The sequence below is a fragment of the Pseudomonas sp. PDM25 genome (assembly GCF_019219045.1).
Lineage (GTDB): Bacteria > Pseudomonadota > Gammaproteobacteria > Pseudomonadales > Pseudomonadaceae > Aquipseudomonas.
This window is the reverse complement of the sequence record NZ_JAHUWL010000017.1, coordinates 49,389-67,034: the sequence shown is the minus strand read 5'-3', so window position 1 is coordinate 67,034 and position 17,646 is coordinate 49,389. Positions and strand designations below refer to the sequence as shown.

Genomic DNA, 17,646 nt, shown 5'->3' with positions numbered 1-17,646 from the left:
GCGTTACTTTTCTTTGATGGGTGTGCTGTCCATGACCTTGAAGCGCAGCACACCAATCAACTGACCGTCCTCAGTCAGCACCCGGACCTGCCATTTGCCTGCGGGGTTGCCGGGGAAGTTCTGCTTGTGGGTCCAGGCGCGATAGCCTTCTTTGCGCCCACCGTTGATATCCAGAGGGATACGGTCGACTTCTTTGCCGTTGAACATCCAGACGTGATAAATCCGCTCGGCCAGCCCCCTAGGGGCGTTGATCGCGGTGTACGCGTACAGCCCACCTCCGCGAATCTGCTCGGCGCTGACTTCTTCCAGGCTCTTGCCGGGGGTGCGGTCCTGCATTTGGGTGCTGATCGCCACATCGGTCATCCACAGGGTCGCCGGTGGAACCCAGGAGCGCAGCACCCAACCGGCGGCGCCGATACCGACGGTGATGCTGAGGATCGCCAACGCATTGCGCACAGTGCGAATCGGGAAGATCGAGGCCAGGCTCGGGAACGACAGCAACATGGCAATGCCCAGCGCCAGCTTGAAGCTCTGGGCGGTGGTCAGGTGCAAAATGACGGGCAGGGCGGTCAGCAGGGCCGCGAACAGGGTCAGGGTGTGCAGTGCCAGGAATGCCCAGCGGCGCGGTGCCAGCCATTTGTAGTAGAGCGGGTCGATGATCGAAATCAGCGCCGCCATGCTCAGTAATCCAGTGAAGAACAACTGACCGCTGTTCCAGGTGGTGGTGATTAAAAAGAACGGCAGAACGAAGAATAGACTTTCCTGATGGATCATCTGCGTCGCATAACGCAGAAGCGGCTGGGGTATTTCGCGCTTGAAGACCCTGGCGAACAGCTTGGTGAGGCTGTTTTCCAGCATCAGCCAGACCCAGCTGACCAGCATGATGGTGGTGATCCAGGTCGCCAGACCCTGTTGGCGATCCACCAGCATGAAGCTGCCGACCCCGGATATGAAACCACCGAGCGCAATGACCCCCGGGTAGCGCTTCATCAATTCCAGGATGCGCTGTACGTATAGGGTCAGAGTAGGCATTCGGCGGTTCGCAATAGTCGTGGGAAAAATCCCCGACAGGGTACCGCCCGGACAGCGGTGTGGCGAGGGTCCCGATCACTTTGGCCAAACACAAAACCGGATTGGAAATCTTACTGTGGCGAGGGGATCGATTACCGTCTGCGATGGACGCGCCAAGCCAACAGGCCGAGTACAAACAAACCGAACACCCCGGCAATCGCCCACACAAACTGGTCATCACTGATCAACGGCTTTTCGATCCGCAGGTAGCCCGGCTGCATCAGCAATTCACGCATGGCCTTGTTTGCTTCCTCCAGCGTCACCCCTTCCAGTTCCTTGGCGGGGTCGGCGAAACGGCCGTCCTCGTAGTCCCCAAGGGCACTCCAGTAATAATCGGCCAACGCGCTGTTGCCTTGCACGGCCCAGGCCTGGCGGGCAATGGCGGCCTGCTTGATGCGGTTGAAGGTGCCGGCCTTGAGACCGTCCCTGAGCAACCCGGCCTTCAGATTATCCAGCACCCGTTCGGCCTCGGGCACGTCGTCGCGCTCAAGGTCCGCGTTCAGGCTCATGAAGCCCACACCGCCAAACACCTCGCGCTCGACCGAAGGCCCGTAGGACAAGCCATGGGCCAGGCGCAATTGGCGGTAGAGCGCCCAGTCCAGATAGTCCTTGAGCAAGTCGAAGGTTTCGTCGTGCCGATCTTCCTGCACCGGCTCTGGCAACAGCCAATGCAACTTGGCACTGCCGCCAACAAAACCATGACTCAGGGTGCGCTCATGGGCAGCACTGGCCTGGATTGCCGGCAGGGGCGGGTGATCGGTCGGGTCAACCGCTTCAAGCGCGCCATAAGACCGTTCCAGATAGGCCGGCAGCAACCGCTCAAGGTCGCCGACGACGATCAGGGTCATGTTGTTGGGCGCGTACCAGGCCTTGCGTACCTTTTCCAGCTGATCGCGGGTCAGGTGATCGACTTCGGCGCGTTCGGGGCATTTGAGGCCCAGTTCCACTGCCAGCTGATTACTCGCTGTGTGGCCAAGGTCCTGACGATCCAGAAAGCGTTGCAGGTGCGAGTAATGGCCGCCGTCTTCGCGCTCGACCACTTGTTTGGCGGCGTTGATGGCGTTGTCGTCGATTCGGGTCTGGGTCAGCAGCGCCAGCAGCAGGTCGAGGACCTTGCGCTGGTTTTTCGCCGGGGCTTCGATGACGAAGGTCGTGTCGGCATTGCTGGTGTAGGCGTTCCACTCGCCACCCAGGGCCTGCATGCGCTCTTCCAGCCCGCCTTCGCCCGTGGCATCGATGCCGCTGAACAGCAAGTGCTCAAGCAGGTGCGGCAGCTCCTTGTCGGCGCAGCTGAAATCATCGATGCCAACGCCGACCACCAGACGAATCGCCACATGCCCGCGCTCGGTACCGGGTTTGAGCAGCAATTGCAGGCCGTTGGGCAGCGTATAGCCCTCGACCTGAAAGCGATCCAGGGCAAATGAAGGGAATGAACCAAGCAACAGACAAGCGAACAACAAACAACGCATAGCAAGCTTCCAGGCAACCAATCGGAGATCCGTGTCATCAGCCAGGCCGCCTTCGCGAGCAGGCTCGCTCCCACAGGTGATCTGAGTCGGACACAATTTCCGAGTACACCGAAGATCCACTGTGGGAGCGAGCCTGCTCGCGAAGGCGGCCTTCATGCTGAATCAATGTTACTGACTGACCACTCTGCCAGACGTTCAAGGTGAATGCGTGATGTCTGCCAAATCATCGGCCGCCAGGGCGCCGGTGTCGGAAGTTTCCAGCACCACATAGGCGCTGCTGCAAAACAGTGAATTCAGACGCTTCATGTCGGCAATCAACTCAAGGTGCAACGAGCTGGTTTCGATACTCTGCACGATCTTACGTTGCAATCGGCTGACGTGAGCATGGGCCAGGCGCCGTTCCTGTGCGCGAAAGCGACGTTTCTCGCGCAATAACTGGCGGGCACTTTCCTTATCGGCACTGAGGAACACCGACAACCCCAGGCGCAGGTTGGATATCAACTGACTGTGCAGCCCCGCCAACTCTTCCAGGCCGACCTCGGAAAAAGACCGGCGCTGTGAGGTTTTCTGTTGCTGGACCTTGCGCAGCATGCGTTCGATGAGGTCGCTGGCGAGTTTAAGGTTGATCGCCAGCTCGATGATTTCCGCCCAGCGCCGGCTGTCCTGCTCGCTGAGATCTTCGCGGGGCATTTGCGCCAGATACAGCTTGATCGCGCCATAGAGCGATTCCACATCATCGGTCAGGCGCCGCATTTCCTGGGTAACGGCGGTTTGCTTGCCGTTCAGCACGTCGAGCATGGCCTCGAGCATGTTGTCGATCAGGTCGCCGATGCGCAGGGTTTCCCGGGCGGCATTGGCCAGCGCCAGGCTGGGCGTGACCAGCGCTGTTGGATCAAGATGCCGCGGTTTGGCAGTGCCATTGATTTGCGGGCGCTCCGGCAGCACCCACGCACAGAACCTGGCCATCGGTCCGACACTCGGCAGCAAGAGCAGGCAACGCGCGGTGTTGTAGAGCAGGTGAAAGCCGATGACCATTTCCTGAGGGCTGAAGTCCAGGCTGTCGATCCAGTGCACCAACGGATCGAGCACCGGGATGATCAGCAACAGGCCGATCAGTTTGTAGAGCAGGCTGCCCAACGCCACCTGGCGGCCGGCGGCGTTCTGCATGCTGGTGCTGAGGAAGGCGAGGATGCCGCTGCCGATGTTGGCGCCGATCACCAGGCCGATGGCAACGGGCAGGCTGATCACCGCAGCGCCGGCCAGGGTCGCGGTCAGCAGGACGGCAGCCAGGCTGGAGTAGGAAACCATCGCAAACAACGCGCCGACCAGGGCATCGAGCAAGATGTCGCCGGTCAGCGAGGCGAAAATCACCTTCACGCCTTGGGCCTGGGTAATCGGCGCGGCAGCGGCGACGATCAGTTGCAGCGCCAGGATGATCAGCCCCAGTCCGATACTGACCCGGCCCATCTGTCCAACCCGGGTCTGTTTGCGTGACAGGAAGAAAATCACCCCAAGAAAGATCAGCAGCGGCGACAACCATGACAGGTCGAAGGTCAGCACCCGCGCCATCAGCGCGGTACCGACGTCGGCCCCGAGCATGGTCGCCAGGGCAGGGGTCAGCGCCATCAGGCCCTGACCGACAAAGGAGGTGACGAGCATGGCGGTGGCGTTGCTGCTCTGGACCATCGCCGTCACGACGATCCCCGACACGAACGCCAGCCAGCGCCTGGACATGTTCCGGCCAATCACATGGCGCAGGTTGGAACCGTAGACCCGCAGGATGCCGGTTCGGACGATGTGCGTGCCCCAAATCAACAGGGCCACGGCAGATAACAAATTGAGCAGGGTGAGCATGCAGGCCCCCTGTGGTGGTAGCGCCCCATCGGAGCAAGTTGACGGTGCCGCGCGTTCTTCTACGTTCTGTACTTAAGCTGTAGTTGGCTAACGGACTGCGCGCCAGCATCGCACAGCTAAAGAAGCGATTGAAACAAAACTGCCATAAAAACAGCTTGATGCAGATATGAAAAAGGGGCCCGAAGGCCCCTTTGTCATCACATGGCATTCGGGTTATTGACCCGGAATATCCTTGCGCAGCTTCACCGGTTCCTGCTGCTTGCGCTTTTTCGCCATGGCGGTGCGCATCTTGATGTTGATCGCTTCCACCGCCAGCGAGAACGCCATGGCGAAGTAGACGTAGCCTTTTGGCACGTGAACGTCGAGGGATTCAGCAATCAGCACAGTACCGACTATCAACAGGAACGACAGCGCCAGCATCTTCAGCGACGGGTGCTTGTCGATGAACTCGCTGATGGTGCCGGAAGCCCACATCATCACCAGCACGGCAACGACGATCGCCGCGACCATGACCGGTACGTAGGACACCATGCCAACAGCGGTGATGACCGAGTCCAGCGAGAACACGATGTCGATGATCGCGATCTGAATGATGGTGTAGAAGAAGTTGCCGCCCTTGCCGCCCGGCTCCTCATTGGTTTCGTCTTCACCTTCCAGCGCGTGGTACATCTCTTGCGAGCTCTTCCACAGCAGGAACAGACCACCGAAGAACAGGATCAGGTCACGCCCGGAAATACCCTGGCCGAACACTTCGAACAAGTCGGCGGTAAGGCGCATGACCCAGGTGATCGACAACAGCAACAGAATCCGCGTGACCATGGCCAGCGCCAGGCCGAAAATCCGCGTGCGTGCCTGCATGTGCTTGGGCATGCGGCTGACCAGGATCGAAATCATGATGATGTTATCGATACCCAGAACGATTTCCAGGGCGGTCAGGGTGAAGAAGGCAACCCAGATTTCAGGGTTGGTCAGCCATTCCATGTGTATTCCTTTGTGCGAGTGTTAAACCACGAAGGGCCCAGGCTTCAAACAACAAAGCCTGGACCCGTCATGGTGAGTCTTGGGCTTATAGAGTGCTGAACAGCGGAAAAATCCCCATCAGCAAAGCGGCGACCAGTATGCACATGCAAACCAGCACTGCCCACTTCAGGGTGAAACGCTGGTGATCACCGAAGTCGATACCGGCCAGGGCCACCAACAGGTAGGTCGATGGTACCAGCGGGCTCAGCAAGTGGACGGGCTGACCGACGATCGAGGCACGTGCCATTTCAACCGCGGTTATACCGTAATGGCTGGCGGCTTCCGCAAGTACCGGTAACACGCCGTAATAAAATGCATCGTTCGACATGAAGAACGTGAACGGCATGCTCACCAGTGCAGTGATCACCGCCAGGTACGGGCCGAGGAAGTCCGGGATGACCGCCAACAGGCTTTTCGACATCGCATCGACCATTCCGGTGCCCGACAGGATGCCGGTGAAGATACCGGCCGCGAAGATCAAGCCGACCACCGCCAGCACGCTACCGGCGTGGGCCGCGACGCGGTCCTTCTGCTGTTGCAGGCACGGGTAGTTGACGATCATCGCGATACTGAACGCCACCATGAACAGCACCGGCAGCGGCAACAGACCGGCGACCAGGGCGCACATCAGGGCCAGGGTCAGGGCGCCGTTGAACCAGATCAACTTCGGACGACGGGCATCCGGGAATTGCGAAACGCTGATTTCACTGTGGTCGATTTCCTCGCCCACCAGGTGCAGCTCACCCAGACGTGCACGCTCACGCATGCCGTAGAAGTAGGCAATCACGAGGATAGCCAGCACCCCGAAAGCCATCGCCGGAATCATGGGTACGAAGATGTCGGACGGGTCCACGTGCAGCGCACTGGCCGCACGAGCGGTCGGGCCGCCCCACGGCGTCATGTTCATCACGCCACCGGCGAGGATGATCAGGCCGGCCATGATCCGCGGGCTCATGCCGATACGGGCGTAGAGCGGCAGCATGGCGGCAACGCAGATCATATAAGTGGTCGCGCCGTCCCCATCGAGGGAGACGACGAGCGCCAGTACGGCGGTGCCGACCGAAACTTTCAACGGGTCGCCCTTGACCAGTTTGAGGATCTTGCGCACGGCCGGGTCGAACAGGCCGGAATCGATCATCAGGGCGAAGTACAGAATGGCGAACATCAGCATCACACCGGTCGGTGCGAGCTTGGTGATGCCTTCGAGCATCATCGGGCCGATCTTCGGCGCAAAACCACCGAACAGCGCGAACAGGATCGGGATGATGATCAGAGCGATCAGCGCGGAAACGCGCTTGGTCATGATCAGGAACATGAACGTGATGACCATGGCAAAGCCAAGGAAAGTCAGCATGGGAATACTCCAGGCATAGCGCGTCTAGGGAATGGGCGAACCGGGTGGGTCAGCGCAGAACGGGAAGCACGAGGCGTATGGGTGGAGTGACAGCGAAGCGGCGGGTAGAAGAGGACATCAGGATCACCATTGTTGTTGTTAAATGGGCTGTGCGAGCGATAAAACACTGGCATTGGCCAACCGGTCTGTTGCCGGTAGTGGGGGCGATCCTAATCGCGGAAGCTTTCAGCCAGCTTTCGCGGATGAAAGCATTGACCAGATGTGCAACCGGTCGTCGGACCGGGGCAGGGACGTTAAACCGAGTTGACGCCTTCGCGAGCAAGTCGAATCGTCGCACCGCCGCTCCCACATTGGAATGCGTTCCCCTGTGGGAGCGGGCTTGCTCGCGAAGACGTCGGAACATACGCAACAGGAGGAAACAGAATGGGCGAAGTTCATACGGGCGGCTGCCACTGCGGACATCTGCGCTATCAATTCAGCGGGCCTTTGCACGACATCGCCCACTGTCATTGTTCGATTTGCCGACGGGTCAGCGGCGGGATCGTGACCACCTGGATCACCGTGCCCGCCTCAGCCTTTGAATGGGTGAAAGGAACGCCAGCGCAGTACGACTCTTCAACCACCTGCGTGCGGTATTTCTGCGGCAACTGTGGGGCGCAGCTGGCGCTGGTTTCGCACCTGAGCCCGGACAGCATCGACGTGACCATCGCCACCCTCGATCATCCCGAGCACGCACCCGCCGAAAGGCATATCTGGACTGACAACCGACTGCCCTGGCTGCATCTGGATGAACATTTGCCCGGCGAAGCCGAGGAACAGTTGTAAACTGATCAAAAAACAGACAGATCCAGTGGCCGAATGGCGCCCATCCAGATCGCATGCTCGGTGTGGTCGAGCAGATCGTCGCCGGTGTCCGGGTGCAGGAACACCACCAAGCCTTTGCGGTTGAGCGCAAGCCAGGGCAGCACGTCGCCGATGTATTGCGGCTCGAACGCCAACTGGCAGCTCCAGTCCGGGTGCGGGCCCACCGGCCGTTCATGGACGCGGCCCATCCTCACTGGAAACAGTTGCGCCGCCTGCTCACACAAGGCGCGCGCCTGAGGAAGGGTACTGGCGTCGAAGTAGACATGGGCGTGGTAGCCCTTGATCTGCTGCATTTGAAACCCTCTGAACCGAGTCGAACCGGCGTTGTTTCCCACAGGTCACACGCCATAAAGATAGGAAGAACGGAGCACGGCCATGAAAAATGCCGAAACCCCGGTGGTGAAAGTGGTGCTTTATGGTGCCATGAGTAGCCTAGGCAGTGCGCTGATGGCTGAAATGCTGCGGCGCCAACATGAAGTGATCGCGATTCTCGATGACCTGACGGCGCTCGCGCCGCGCCCGGGACTGCGGACCAAGACCGGCGATTTGTTCGACGCCAAGCGGGTCAAGCAGAGCGTCGCCGGGTGTTCGGCGGTGATTTGTCTGCTGGATGCCCCCGGACTGCCGATGAGCAGCGAGCACGTGGAAAAATCCATCGTGCCCGGCCCGGTCGAGCAAGTGTTGGCGGTGGATGCCCTGATCGATGGCATGCAGGCCTCAGGGATTGCCCGGCTGTTTCTGGTCGGCGATTTCGAGGCACTGGACGATCCGGAAATAGAAGATCGGCTGCAACGCCACGCCGCCGAAGAAATCCGCGAGGCCCTGCAAAGCAGCACCTTGCACTGGACGCTGGTGAATGCGCCACGCGGGGTGCCTGGGCTGACCATCGAACATTTCAGCCACGTCAGCAGCAGCCTGGAGCCGGGCCTCGCCGAACCGCTTGGACGGTTGAGCCGGGTGGCTGTGGGGATTGCCGATGAGTTGCGGTTGAACCTGCATGTCGGCGAACACGTGACCTTTGTCGCGACCGAGGCTATACAGCGATAGACGGCAACGGCAGGCCATTCAACGATTGCGCACTGCTGGCCTGCTCAGCCATCAGCCAGTCCACAAACTGTTGAATCAGCGCACCACGCCGTTTCCGCTGGGGCAGGACCACGTAGTAGCCGAGCCTGGAGATCACCGTTTGCGCAATCGGTCGGCACAACAAACCCTGCGCCAGCAAGTTATCCACAAGGTGCCGCCACCCAATCGCCACGCCCTGGCCGCCAATCGCCGCCTGAATCAGCAGCGTGTAATTGTCGAAGCGTAATTGCCCTGGCGCGGGTGCCGAAGCAATCCCCAACTCACGAAATACGCCGCTCCAGTCGAACCAGTTGCTGCTGTTCTCGCCGCGAAGGTGCAGCAGCGGGAACTCGAGCAATGACTGGGGTGGCAAGGGCAGGGGACGATCCTTCAACAGCAGCGGGCTGCACACCGGAAACACTTCTTCGCTGAACAGCCAATGGCTTTCGCCCTGTTTGAATCGGCCATCCCCAAACAACACCGCCACATCAATATCAGTGCGCAGCATGTTGAGGCTGCGTTCGCTGGTGACCAGGCTGACGTCCACTTGAGGATTGGCGGCATGGAAGCGGTGCAGGCGCGGCATCAACCAATACGCGGCGAAGGCGAAATCGGTGGCGACCTGCAACACTTCATGTTGATGCTGTGCGCTGATCGCGCTCAACCCTGCGTCGATATTCTGCAATCCGAGCTGAACCTGCTCAAACAGGATCGTCCCGGCCTCGGTCAGTTCGATGCCGCGATAGATCCGGTCGAACAGCCGCGTCCCGAGTTGTTCTTCCAACCGTTTGATCTGCTGGCTGATGGCCGGTTGCGTGGTGCCAAGCTCCACGGCGGCCGCGGTGAAGCTGCGCTGACGGGCCGCCGTTTCAAAGGCGCGAAGCAAATCCAGAGACAAATCACCAAGGGCGTCATACATAAGCTGTGCTTATCCTAGTCATTGCCGCGCATGGGCTTTACCACAAATTGCATGGGCTACATGCTCAATCACAGCACTCTCGCATAAATATTCACTATGGAATGCCGCGATCACATGAAGCGCAAAAATATTCTTTTCATCATGGCCGATCAAATGGCCGCGCCAATGTTGCCGTTCTACGGCCCTTCGCCCATCAAACTGCCTAATCTCAGCCGCCTCGCCGCCGAAGGCGTGGTGTTCGACGCCGCTTATTGCAACAGCCCATTGTGCGCGCCGTCGCGTTTTACCCTGGTCAGCGGTCAGTTGCCGAGCAAGATCGGCGCCTACGACAACGCGGCCGATTTCCCCGCCGACGTACCGACTTATGCCCACTACCTGCGTCGACTCGGCTACCGCACCGCGCTGTCGGGCAAGATGCATTTCTGTGGCCCGGATCAGCTGCATGGTTATGAAGAACGCCTGACCAGCGACATCTACCCGGCCGATTACGGCTGGTCTGTGAACTGGGACGAGCCAGACGTGCGTCCAACCTGGTTTCACAATATGTCGTCGGTGCTGCAGGCCGGGCCGTGCGTACGCACCAATCAGCTGGATTTCGACGAAGAAGTGGTGTTCAAGGCTCAACAGTACTTGTTCGATCACATCCGCGAGGATGGCGATCAGCCGTTCTGCCTGACCGTTTCGATGACTCACCCACACGACCCGTACACCATCCCCAAGGCCTTCTGGGATATGTACGACGACGCCGACATCCCGTTGCCTGAAACCCCGGCGCAGACCGAACTGGATCCGCATTCCCAGCGTTTACTCAAAGTTTACGACCTGTGGGACAAACCACTGCCTGTGGATAAGATTCGCGATGCACGCCGTGCGTACTTCGGTGCGTGCAGCTATATCGACAGCAACGTCGGCAAACTCCTGCAAACACTCGAGGAAACCGGCCTGATCGACGACACCATCATTGTGTTCTCCGGCGACCACGGCGACATGCTCGGCGAGCGTGGGCTCTGGTACAAAATGCACTGGTACGAAATGGCCGCCCGCGTACCGCTGTTGATCAGTGCGCCGGGGCAATTCGGGGCTGGCCGGGTCAGCGCGGCGGTGTCCACTGCCGATCTGTTGCCGACCTTCGTCGAACTGGCCGGCGGCTCGCTGGAGCCGGGGCTGCCGCTGGACGGCCGCTCACTGGTCTCGCACCTGCAAGGACAGGGCGGTCATGACGAAGTCTTCGGCGAGTACATGGCTGAAGGCACTATCAGCCCGCTGATGATGATTCGCCGTGGCGCCTACAAATTCATCTACAGCGAAGACGACCCTTGCCTACTCTTCGACGTACACAACGACCCGCGCGAACTGGAAGAACTCAGCCAGTCGCCGCAACATCAGTCGCTTTTCGATGAATTTCTCGCCGAAGCCCGGGCCAAATGGGATATCCCGGCGATCCACCAACAGGTGCTCGCCAGCCAACGACGCCGACGTTTCGTCGCCAAGGCATTAACCATCGGCAAGTTGAAGAGCTGGGATCACCAGCCGCTGGTGGACGCCAGTCAGCAGTACATGCGCAACCACATCGACCTCGACGATCTGGAGCGTAAAGCACGTTATCCACAACCCTGCCAAAACCAATAATGTTAAGGGGAATGCCATGCGTAGGTTATCCACAGCAATGACGGTCGGGCTTCTGGCTCTGGGCAGTGCATCGGCGTATGCCGATCAGAGTTGCGAGACGGTGAAAATGGCCGACCCTGGCTGGAGCGACATTGCCGCCACTAATGCCATCACCGGGTTTCTGCTGGACGGCATGGGCTACAAGGCCAAGGTCGACACGCTTGCAGTGCCGATCACCTTTGGCGGCTTGAAAGATGGCCAGGTCGACGTGTTTCTCGGTAACTGGATGCCGGCGCAACAGGGCTTCTACGACAAATTCGTGGCCACCGGCGATGTCACGCAACTGGCGAAAAACCTCGACGGCACCGAATTCACCCTCGCGGTCCCGGATTACGTCTGGGACGCGGGTGTGCATAACTTTTCCGACCTGAACAAATACGCCGACAAGTTCGACAAGAAGATCTACGGGATCGGCTCCGGCGCTCCCGCCAACATCTCGTTGCAGGAAATCATCAAGAAGAACGACTTCGACATGGGCCAGTGGAAACTGGTCGAGTCCAGCGAGCAGGCGATGCTGGCCGAAGTGTCTCGCGCGGTGAAAAAACAGAAGTTCGTGACCTTCCTCGGCTGGACCCCGCACCCAATGAACGTGCAACTGAAAATGCATTACCTCAAGGGCGGCGAGAAGTACTTCGGCGACACCGGCAGCGTTTATACGCTGACCCGCAAAGGTTATGCACAGGCCTGCCCGAACGTCGGCAAACTGCTCACCAACCTGAGTTTCACCCAGGAAATGGAGAACAGCATCATGGCCGAGGTGGTGAACAAGAAGGTCAGCAATGCTGATGCGGCGAAGGCGTGGATCAAGGCGAATCCGGCGGTGCTGGATAAATGGCTGGATGGGGTGAAGACAGTGGATGGGAAGGATGCGTTGGGGGCGGTGAAAGCCAAACTCTGATTTCCCAGCCCCTCAATACAGTTCACCCACTTGTGGCGAGGGGATTTATCCCCGTTGGGCTGCGAAGCGGCCCCAAACACCTGCAATCGATAAACGACTGCTGCGCAGCCGAACGGGGATAAATCCCCTCGCCACAATGATCGCGTCGTCCTGCTACCCTTGCGCAAAATCTCACCCGAGAGGACCCATGGCCTTTCCAAGCCGCCATTCGCTCTTCCCCTTCCTCAGCTGGATGCCTCGGCAAACCCGCGCCAGCGTCGGTCGTGACCTGATTGTCGGTCTCAGCGGCGCGATTCTCGCGTTGCCGCAATCCATTGCCTACGCGCTGATCGCCGGTCTCCCACCTGAATACGGCCTGTACGCGGCGATTATCCCGGTGCTGATCGCCTGTCTCTGGGGTTCTTCGTGGCATTTGATCTGCGGTCCTACGGCGGCGATTTCTATCGTCTTGTACGCCAGCGTCAGTCCTCTGGCCGTTCCGGCGTCAGAGGACTACGTCACCCTGATCCTGTTGCTGACGCTGCTTGCCGGCATTTTCCAGTGGCTGCTCGGTTTGCTGCGCTTCGGCGCCTTGGTGAATTTCGTCTCGCACTCGGTGGTGCTGGGTTTCACCCTCGGCGCGGCGGTGGTGATTGCCATCGGCCAACTGCCGAATTTGTTGGGGCTGGATTTGCCCAACCAGGCAACAGCGCTGAACAGCTTGATGATGCTCTTCAGTCACCTAGGCCAAGTGGATAAACCGTCGCTGATGCTGGGCCTGGCGACCGTCGTCGTGGGCGTGATCCTCAAATTGTTCCTGCCACGCTGGCCGACGCTATTGATCACCCTGGTGCTGAGCGGATTGCTGGTCTGGATCTGGCCATCGATGTTTGGCCATGTGACGTTGGTCAGCGCGTTTGTCGGACGGCTGCCGCCCTTCAGCCCGCTGCCGCTGGATCTGGACCTGATTCTGCGCTTGCTACCCAGTGCGGTGGCGGTGGGCATGCTCGGGCTGGTCACCAGCCTGTCGATTGCCCGATCCTTGTCGGCCCGCTCCCAGCAGTTGCTCGACGCCAACCAAGAGGTCCGCGCCCAGGGTTTATCAAACATGGTCGGTGCGTTTTTTTCCGGATCGCTGTCAGCCGGTTCCTTCACCCGCTCGGGCCTGAGCTACGAAGCGGGCGCCTGCTCGCCGATGGCCGGCGTTTTTTCGGCGGTGTGGGTGGCGTTGTTCGCCATCTTCGGCGCGAATTTGATCGCGCACATTCCGATCCCGGCCATGGCCGGCAGCATTCTGTTGATCGCCTGGGGGCTGGTGGATCATCGCGGCATTCGCGCGTTGTTGCGGGTCAGCCGCGCCGAGTTCCTGGTCATGGCGCTGACCTGTGTCGCCACGCTGCTGCTGGAATTGCAGACCGCGATCTACGCCGGAGTGCTGGCTTCGCTGTTCTTCTACCTCAAACGCACCTCGCAACCGCGGGTCCAGCATTGGCAGGATGGGGATGAAGACATTCTGCGGGTTGGCGGTTCGATCTTTTTCGGCGCCAGCCATTACCTGCAAGTACGCCTGCAGCGGATGCACGGCGCACGCGTGGTGATCGAAGCGCAGCAGATCAACTTCATCGATTATTCAGGTGTGGAGATGCTGCACCAGGAAGCGCGGCGGCTGCTGCGGCAGGATCGCAGCCTGACTTTGCGGCGCGCGCGGCCGCAGGTGGTGGAAGAATTGAGGAAGCTGGAAGGGGCGGAGAAATGCCCGATCCGGTTTGAGGACTGATCTGAAATCGGTGTCGCGGCCATTCGCGAGCAAGCCCGCTCCCACAGGTTTTCGGTGATTCCCTGTGGGAGCGAGCCTGCTCGCGATGCTTTTAAAGGGCCAACTGCCGACGCAACTCGGCCAGCACCGGCGCCGTGTCCGGGCGCACACCGCGCCACAGGAAGAACGCTTCTGCCGCTTGTTCCGCGAGCATCCCCAAGCCATCCATCGATACCGCCGCGCCATGTTCACTGGCCCAACGGCAGAACGAGGTCGGCTCCTTGCCGTACATCATGTCGTAGCACACCGTCTTGCCCGGCTCGATCAAACTACTGGCAATCGGCGGTACATCCCCTGACAGACTGGCGGACGTCGCGTTAATGATCAGGTCCACCGACTCCTTCAACCAATCAAAACCACTGGCCGACACCGGCCCCAGGTCCGCGAACAATTCCGCCAACAGTTCGGCTTTTTCCACCGTGCGGTTGGCGATGATCACCGAGGCGGGTTGCTCGGCCAGCAACGGCTCCAGCGCGCCGCGCACCGCACCGCCGGCACCGAGCAGCAGGATGCGTTTGCCCTTGAGGCTGAAACCGGCGTTGACCGTCAGGTCCCGCACCAGCCCGGCGCCATCGGTGTTGTCGCCCAGCAGGCTGCCATCGGCCAGTTTGCTCAGGGTGTTCACCGCACCGGCGCGTTGCGCCCGCGCCGTCAGACTGTTCGCCAGACGATAGGCTTCTTCCTTGAACGGCACCGTCACATTCGCCCCGAGACCTTCGAGGAAAAACGTCCGGGCGCAGGTGGAAAAATCGTCGAGGGGCGCCAGCAACGTGCTGTAGTCCAGTTTTTGAGCCGTCTGCTCGGCGAACAGACGGTGGATCAACGGCGACTTGCTGTGGCCAATCGGGTTACCGAATACGACGTAACGGTCCATCAGAATTCCTCGTTCAGGCCTTGGCCAACCAATCGCGGTCTTGCAGGAAGTACTCGGTCAGCCGTGCTTCTTCGCTGCCCGGCTCGGCTTTCCAATCGTAACTCCAGCGAACTTGCGGCGGCAGGGACATCAGGATCGACTCGGTACGCCCGCCCGATTGCAAACCGAACAACGTGCCGCGATCGTAGACCAGGTTGAACTCAACGTAGCGCCCACGGCGGAATTCCTGGAATTCACGCTGTTTGGCGGTAAACGCATCGTTTTTGCGGCGCTGCACGATCGGCAGGTAAGCGTCGATGAACGCGTCACCGATGGCACGCATGAAGGCGAAACAGGTGTCGAAGTCCCACTCGTTCAAGTCATCAAAGAACAAGCCGCCGATGCCGCGCGGCTCGTGGCGATGCTTGATGTGGAAGTAGCTGTCGCACCAGGCCTTGTAGCGCGAGTAAACGTCCGGACCGAACGGCGCGCAGGCCTGCTCGGCGACGCGGTGCCAATGCACGCAGTCTTCTTCATTGCCGTAGTAAGGGGTCAGGTCGAAGCCACCGCCGAACCACCAGACTGGTTCTTCGCCTTCTTTTTCAGCAATGAAAAAGCGCACGTTGGCGTGGGACGTCGGCACATGCGGGTTGTGCGGGTGAATGACCAAAGAGACGCCAAGGGCTTCGAAGCCACGGCCGGCCAACTCTGGCCGATGGGCGCTGGCGGACGGTGGAAGGCCGCTGCCGAAGACGTGGGAAAAGTTGACGCCGCCCTTTTCGATGACAGCACCATTTTCGATCACCCGGGTGCGACCGCCACCACCGGCAGGCCGGGTCCAGGCGTCTTCGACGAACTGCGTGCCGCCGTCTTCAGCTTCGAGGGCCGCGCAAATGCGGTCTTGCAGGTCGAGCAGGTAGGCTTTTACGGCCTCGGTGCGGGTCGTCATGTCATCACCTTGAATCGGGCAAAGCTACGCGGCGCTCCATGGGAGCAGGGCCGGCGCAAATGGGCGCGTAGCATAACATCGCAGATGGGCCTGCCGCAGTTGACGAAGATCATGGTTAGGAGTCCGATAGGGAGCTTCGCAAGACGACCTAAGGAGAGTTCTGATGGCAAAGCGTATCCAGTTCCGCGCCCATGGCGGCCCCGAAGTGCTCGAGTATGTTGACTACCAACCCGCCGAGCCCGGCCCGCAGCAGGTTCGCGTCACCAATAAGGCCATCGGCCTGAATTTCATCGACACCTATTACCGCAGCGGTCTCTATGCACCGCCAGCCCTGCCATCGGGCCTGGGCTCGGAAGGTGCGGGCGTGGTCGAAGCGGTGGGCAGTGAAGTCACCCGGTTCAAAGTGGGTGATCGCGTGGCGTACGGCAGCGGTCCGTTGGGCGCTTACAGCGACGTTCACGTGTTGCCGGAGGCCAATCTGGTGCATCTGCCGGACGCGATCAGCTTCGAACAGGCCGCCGGCGTAATGCTCAAGGGCCTGACCGTGCAGTACCTGTTGCGTCAGACCTATGAACTCAAGGGTGGCGAAACCATCCTGTTTCACGCTGCCGCGGGTGGCGTCGGCTCCCTGGCTTGCCAATGGGCCAAGGCCTTGGGCGTGAAGTTGATCGGCACGGTCAGCTCACCGGAGAAAGCTGCGCTGGCCAAGGCCAACGGCGCTTGGGCAACCATCGATTACAGTCATGAAAACGTCGCACAGCGCGTACTGGAATTGACTGACGGGAAAAAAGTCCCGGTGGTGTATGACGGCGTGGGCAAGGACACTTGGCTGACTTCGCTGGATAGCGCGGCGCCTCGCGGTCTGGTGGTGAGCTTCGGAAATGCGTCGGGCGCGGTAGACGGGGTGAACCTGGGGATTCTGTCGGCGAAGGGTTCGTTGTACGTGACCCGGCCAACCCTGGCGACTTACGCCAACAACGCTGAAAACCTGCAGCGTATGGCGGATGAACTGTTCGAGATGATCATCAGCGGCAAGCTGAAAGTGGCCATTAGCCAGAAGTATCCGTTGGTCGAAGCGGCGAAGGCGCAGACCGAGTTGTCGGCACGACGTACGACTGGTTCGACTGTTTTGTTGCCTTGAGGGCCTCTTCGCGAGCAAGCCCGCTCCCACAGTGGATCGTTGTCGAACACAAATTCTGTGTTCACTGAAGATCTAATGTGGGAGCGAGCCTGCTCGCGATTGGCTGCGCCGCGGTGTCAGTCCGGGCGGATGACGTTGCCCGTCGCCAGATCCCGAATCACGCTCGGATTCTTGCGCCCACCCAGATTCCCACCCAACACGTAATCCACCTGCCCACGGAAATACTGCTCGACGCGAATCCGCGTGCGCGCCGCCGGTTGGCCCTGCGGGTTGGCCGACGTTGAAACCAACGGCCCGACCACCGCGCACAAATCCCGCACCAACGGGTGATCGCTGACCCGCAGCGCCACCGTTTCATGCACGCCGGTAATCCACTGCGGCAACATATTCTGATGCGGCACCAGCCAGGTGTTCGGCCCTGGCCAGGTGCTGGCCATGCGATCCATCCACAATTCAGGAAAGTCTTCGAAGAGGAAGTCGAACTGGCGAATGTTGTCGGCCACCAGAATCAACCCTTTTTCCACCGACCGCCCCTTGATCGCCAGCAGACGATAGACCGCCTCTTCGTCCCACGGGTCGCACCCCAGACCCCAGACCGCCTCGGTTGGGTAGGCAATCACCGCGCCTGCGCGAATGGCTCGTGCGGCTTGTTGCACACGCCAACTGTTGACCATGAAAAACTCTCCGGAATAAGGCTCTGCGCAGTTTACCGATCTTCCTTGTAAA

General features: G+C 60.1%; 16 protein-coding genes. 6 read left to right on the top strand and 10 right to left on the bottom strand.

Going from position 1 to position 17,646, the window contains the following annotated elements; translation table 11 throughout:
* Positions 1–3 precede the first annotated feature (3 nt).
* The 5 genes from KW848_RS25900 to KW848_RS25880 form a co-directional block, all read right to left on the bottom strand.
* The gene (locus KW848_RS25900; RefSeq protein ID WP_111448150.1) at positions 4–1,032 is read right to left on the bottom strand and encodes a DUF5924 family protein; all 1,029 of its coding nucleotides are present in this window, start codon (positions 1,030–1,032) and stop codon (positions 4–6) included.
* A gap of 131 nt (positions 1,033–1,163) precedes the next feature.
* The gene (locus tag KW848_RS25895; RefSeq protein ID WP_218538484.1) at positions 1,164–2,540 is read right to left on the bottom strand and encodes a pitrilysin family protein; all 1,377 of its coding nucleotides are present in this window, start codon (positions 2,538–2,540) and stop codon (positions 1,164–1,166) included.
* A gap of 195 nt (positions 2,541–2,735) precedes the next feature.
* Positions 2,736–4,394: a Na/Pi cotransporter family protein gene (locus KW848_RS25890; protein WP_218538483.1), complete on the bottom strand. Its 1,659-nt coding sequence runs from the start codon at positions 4,392–4,394 to the stop codon at positions 2,736–2,738.
* A gap of 213 nt (positions 4,395–4,607) precedes the next feature.
* On the bottom strand, positions 4,608–5,375 hold the full coding sequence (locus tag KW848_RS25885; protein WP_192408721.1) for a TerC family protein: 768 nt from the start codon (positions 5,373–5,375) through the stop codon (positions 4,608–4,610).
* A gap of 85 nt (positions 5,376–5,460) precedes the next feature.
* Complete coding sequence (locus KW848_RS25880; protein WP_218538482.1) at positions 5,461–6,768, bottom strand: CitMHS family transporter; 1,308 nt, start codon at positions 6,766–6,768, stop codon at positions 5,461–5,463.
* Positions 6,769–7,191: 423 nt separating this feature from the next.
* Between KW848_RS25880 and KW848_RS25875 the strand changes: the two genes are divergently transcribed.
* The gene (locus tag KW848_RS25875) at positions 7,192–7,593 is read left to right on the top strand and encodes a GFA family protein (protein ID WP_218538481.1); all 402 of its coding nucleotides are present in this window, start codon (positions 7,192–7,194) and stop codon (positions 7,591–7,593) included.
* 5 nt (positions 7,594–7,598) lie between these two features.
* Here KW848_RS25875 and KW848_RS25870 read toward each other — a convergent pair whose 3' ends face one another.
* Entirely contained in the window at positions 7,599–7,925 is a 327-nt protein-coding gene (locus KW848_RS25870; RefSeq protein ID WP_111448156.1) for a DOPA 4,5-dioxygenase family protein, read from the bottom strand.
* An 82-nt stretch (positions 7,926–8,007) separates the two neighbouring features.
* On the opposite strand from KW848_RS25870, the gene KW848_RS25865 reads away from it, so the two are divergent.
* Positions 8,008–8,679, top strand: coding sequence for an NAD(P)-dependent oxidoreductase (locus KW848_RS25865; RefSeq protein WP_218538480.1), 672 nt, complete (start codon positions 8,008–8,010; stop codon positions 8,677–8,679).
* On the opposite strand, the gene KW848_RS25860 is transcribed toward KW848_RS25865, so the two are convergent.
* The gene (locus KW848_RS25860) at positions 8,666–9,616 is read right to left on the bottom strand and encodes a choline sulfate utilization transcriptional regulator (protein WP_218538479.1); all 951 of its coding nucleotides are present in this window, start codon (positions 9,614–9,616) and stop codon (positions 8,666–8,668) included. The genes KW848_RS25865 and KW848_RS25860 overlap by 14 nt on opposite strands.
* Positions 9,617–9,730: 114 nt before the next feature.
* Between KW848_RS25860 and betC the strand changes: the two genes are divergently transcribed.
* The 3 genes from betC to KW848_RS25845 all read left to right on the top strand — a co-directional run bounded on the left by betC (position 9,731) and on the right by KW848_RS25845 (position 13,938).
* Positions 9,731–11,245, top strand: a complete 1,515-nt coding sequence (betC, locus tag KW848_RS25855; protein WP_218538478.1) for a choline-sulfatase — start codon at positions 9,731–9,733, stop codon at positions 11,243–11,245.
* A gap of 16 nt (positions 11,246–11,261) precedes the next feature.
* Complete coding sequence (gene choX, locus KW848_RS25850) at positions 11,262–12,182, top strand: choline ABC transporter substrate-binding protein (RefSeq protein WP_218538477.1); 921 nt, start codon at positions 11,262–11,264, stop codon at positions 12,180–12,182.
* 187 nt (positions 12,183–12,369) lie between these two features.
* Entirely contained in the window at positions 12,370–13,938 is a 1,569-nt protein-coding gene (locus KW848_RS25845) for a SulP family inorganic anion transporter (protein ID WP_218538476.1), read from the top strand.
* A gap of 91 nt (positions 13,939–14,029) precedes the next feature.
* Here the strand turns inward: KW848_RS25845 and aroE are convergent, their stop codons facing one another.
* Positions 14,030–14,851, bottom strand: a complete 822-nt coding sequence (aroE, locus tag KW848_RS25840) for a shikimate dehydrogenase (protein WP_218538475.1) — start codon at positions 14,849–14,851, stop codon at positions 14,030–14,032.
* A gap of 13 nt (positions 14,852–14,864) precedes the next feature.
* Entirely contained in the window at positions 14,865–15,779 is a 915-nt protein-coding gene (hemF, locus tag KW848_RS25835; protein WP_192408735.1) for an oxygen-dependent coproporphyrinogen oxidase, read from the bottom strand.
* 163 nt (positions 15,780–15,942) lie between these two features.
* On the opposite strand from hemF, the gene KW848_RS25830 reads away from it, so the two are divergent.
* On the top strand, positions 15,943–16,920 hold the full coding sequence (locus tag KW848_RS25830) for an NADPH:quinone reductase (protein ID WP_218538474.1): 978 nt from the start codon (positions 15,943–15,945) through the stop codon (positions 16,918–16,920).
* Positions 16,921–17,036: 116 nt separating this feature from the next.
* On the opposite strand, the gene KW848_RS25825 is transcribed toward KW848_RS25830, so the two are convergent.
* Positions 17,037–17,594, bottom strand: a complete 558-nt coding sequence (locus KW848_RS25825) for an L-threonylcarbamoyladenylate synthase (RefSeq protein WP_008155669.1) — start codon at positions 17,592–17,594, stop codon at positions 17,037–17,039.
* Between the last annotated feature and the right edge of the window lie 52 nt (positions 17,595–17,646).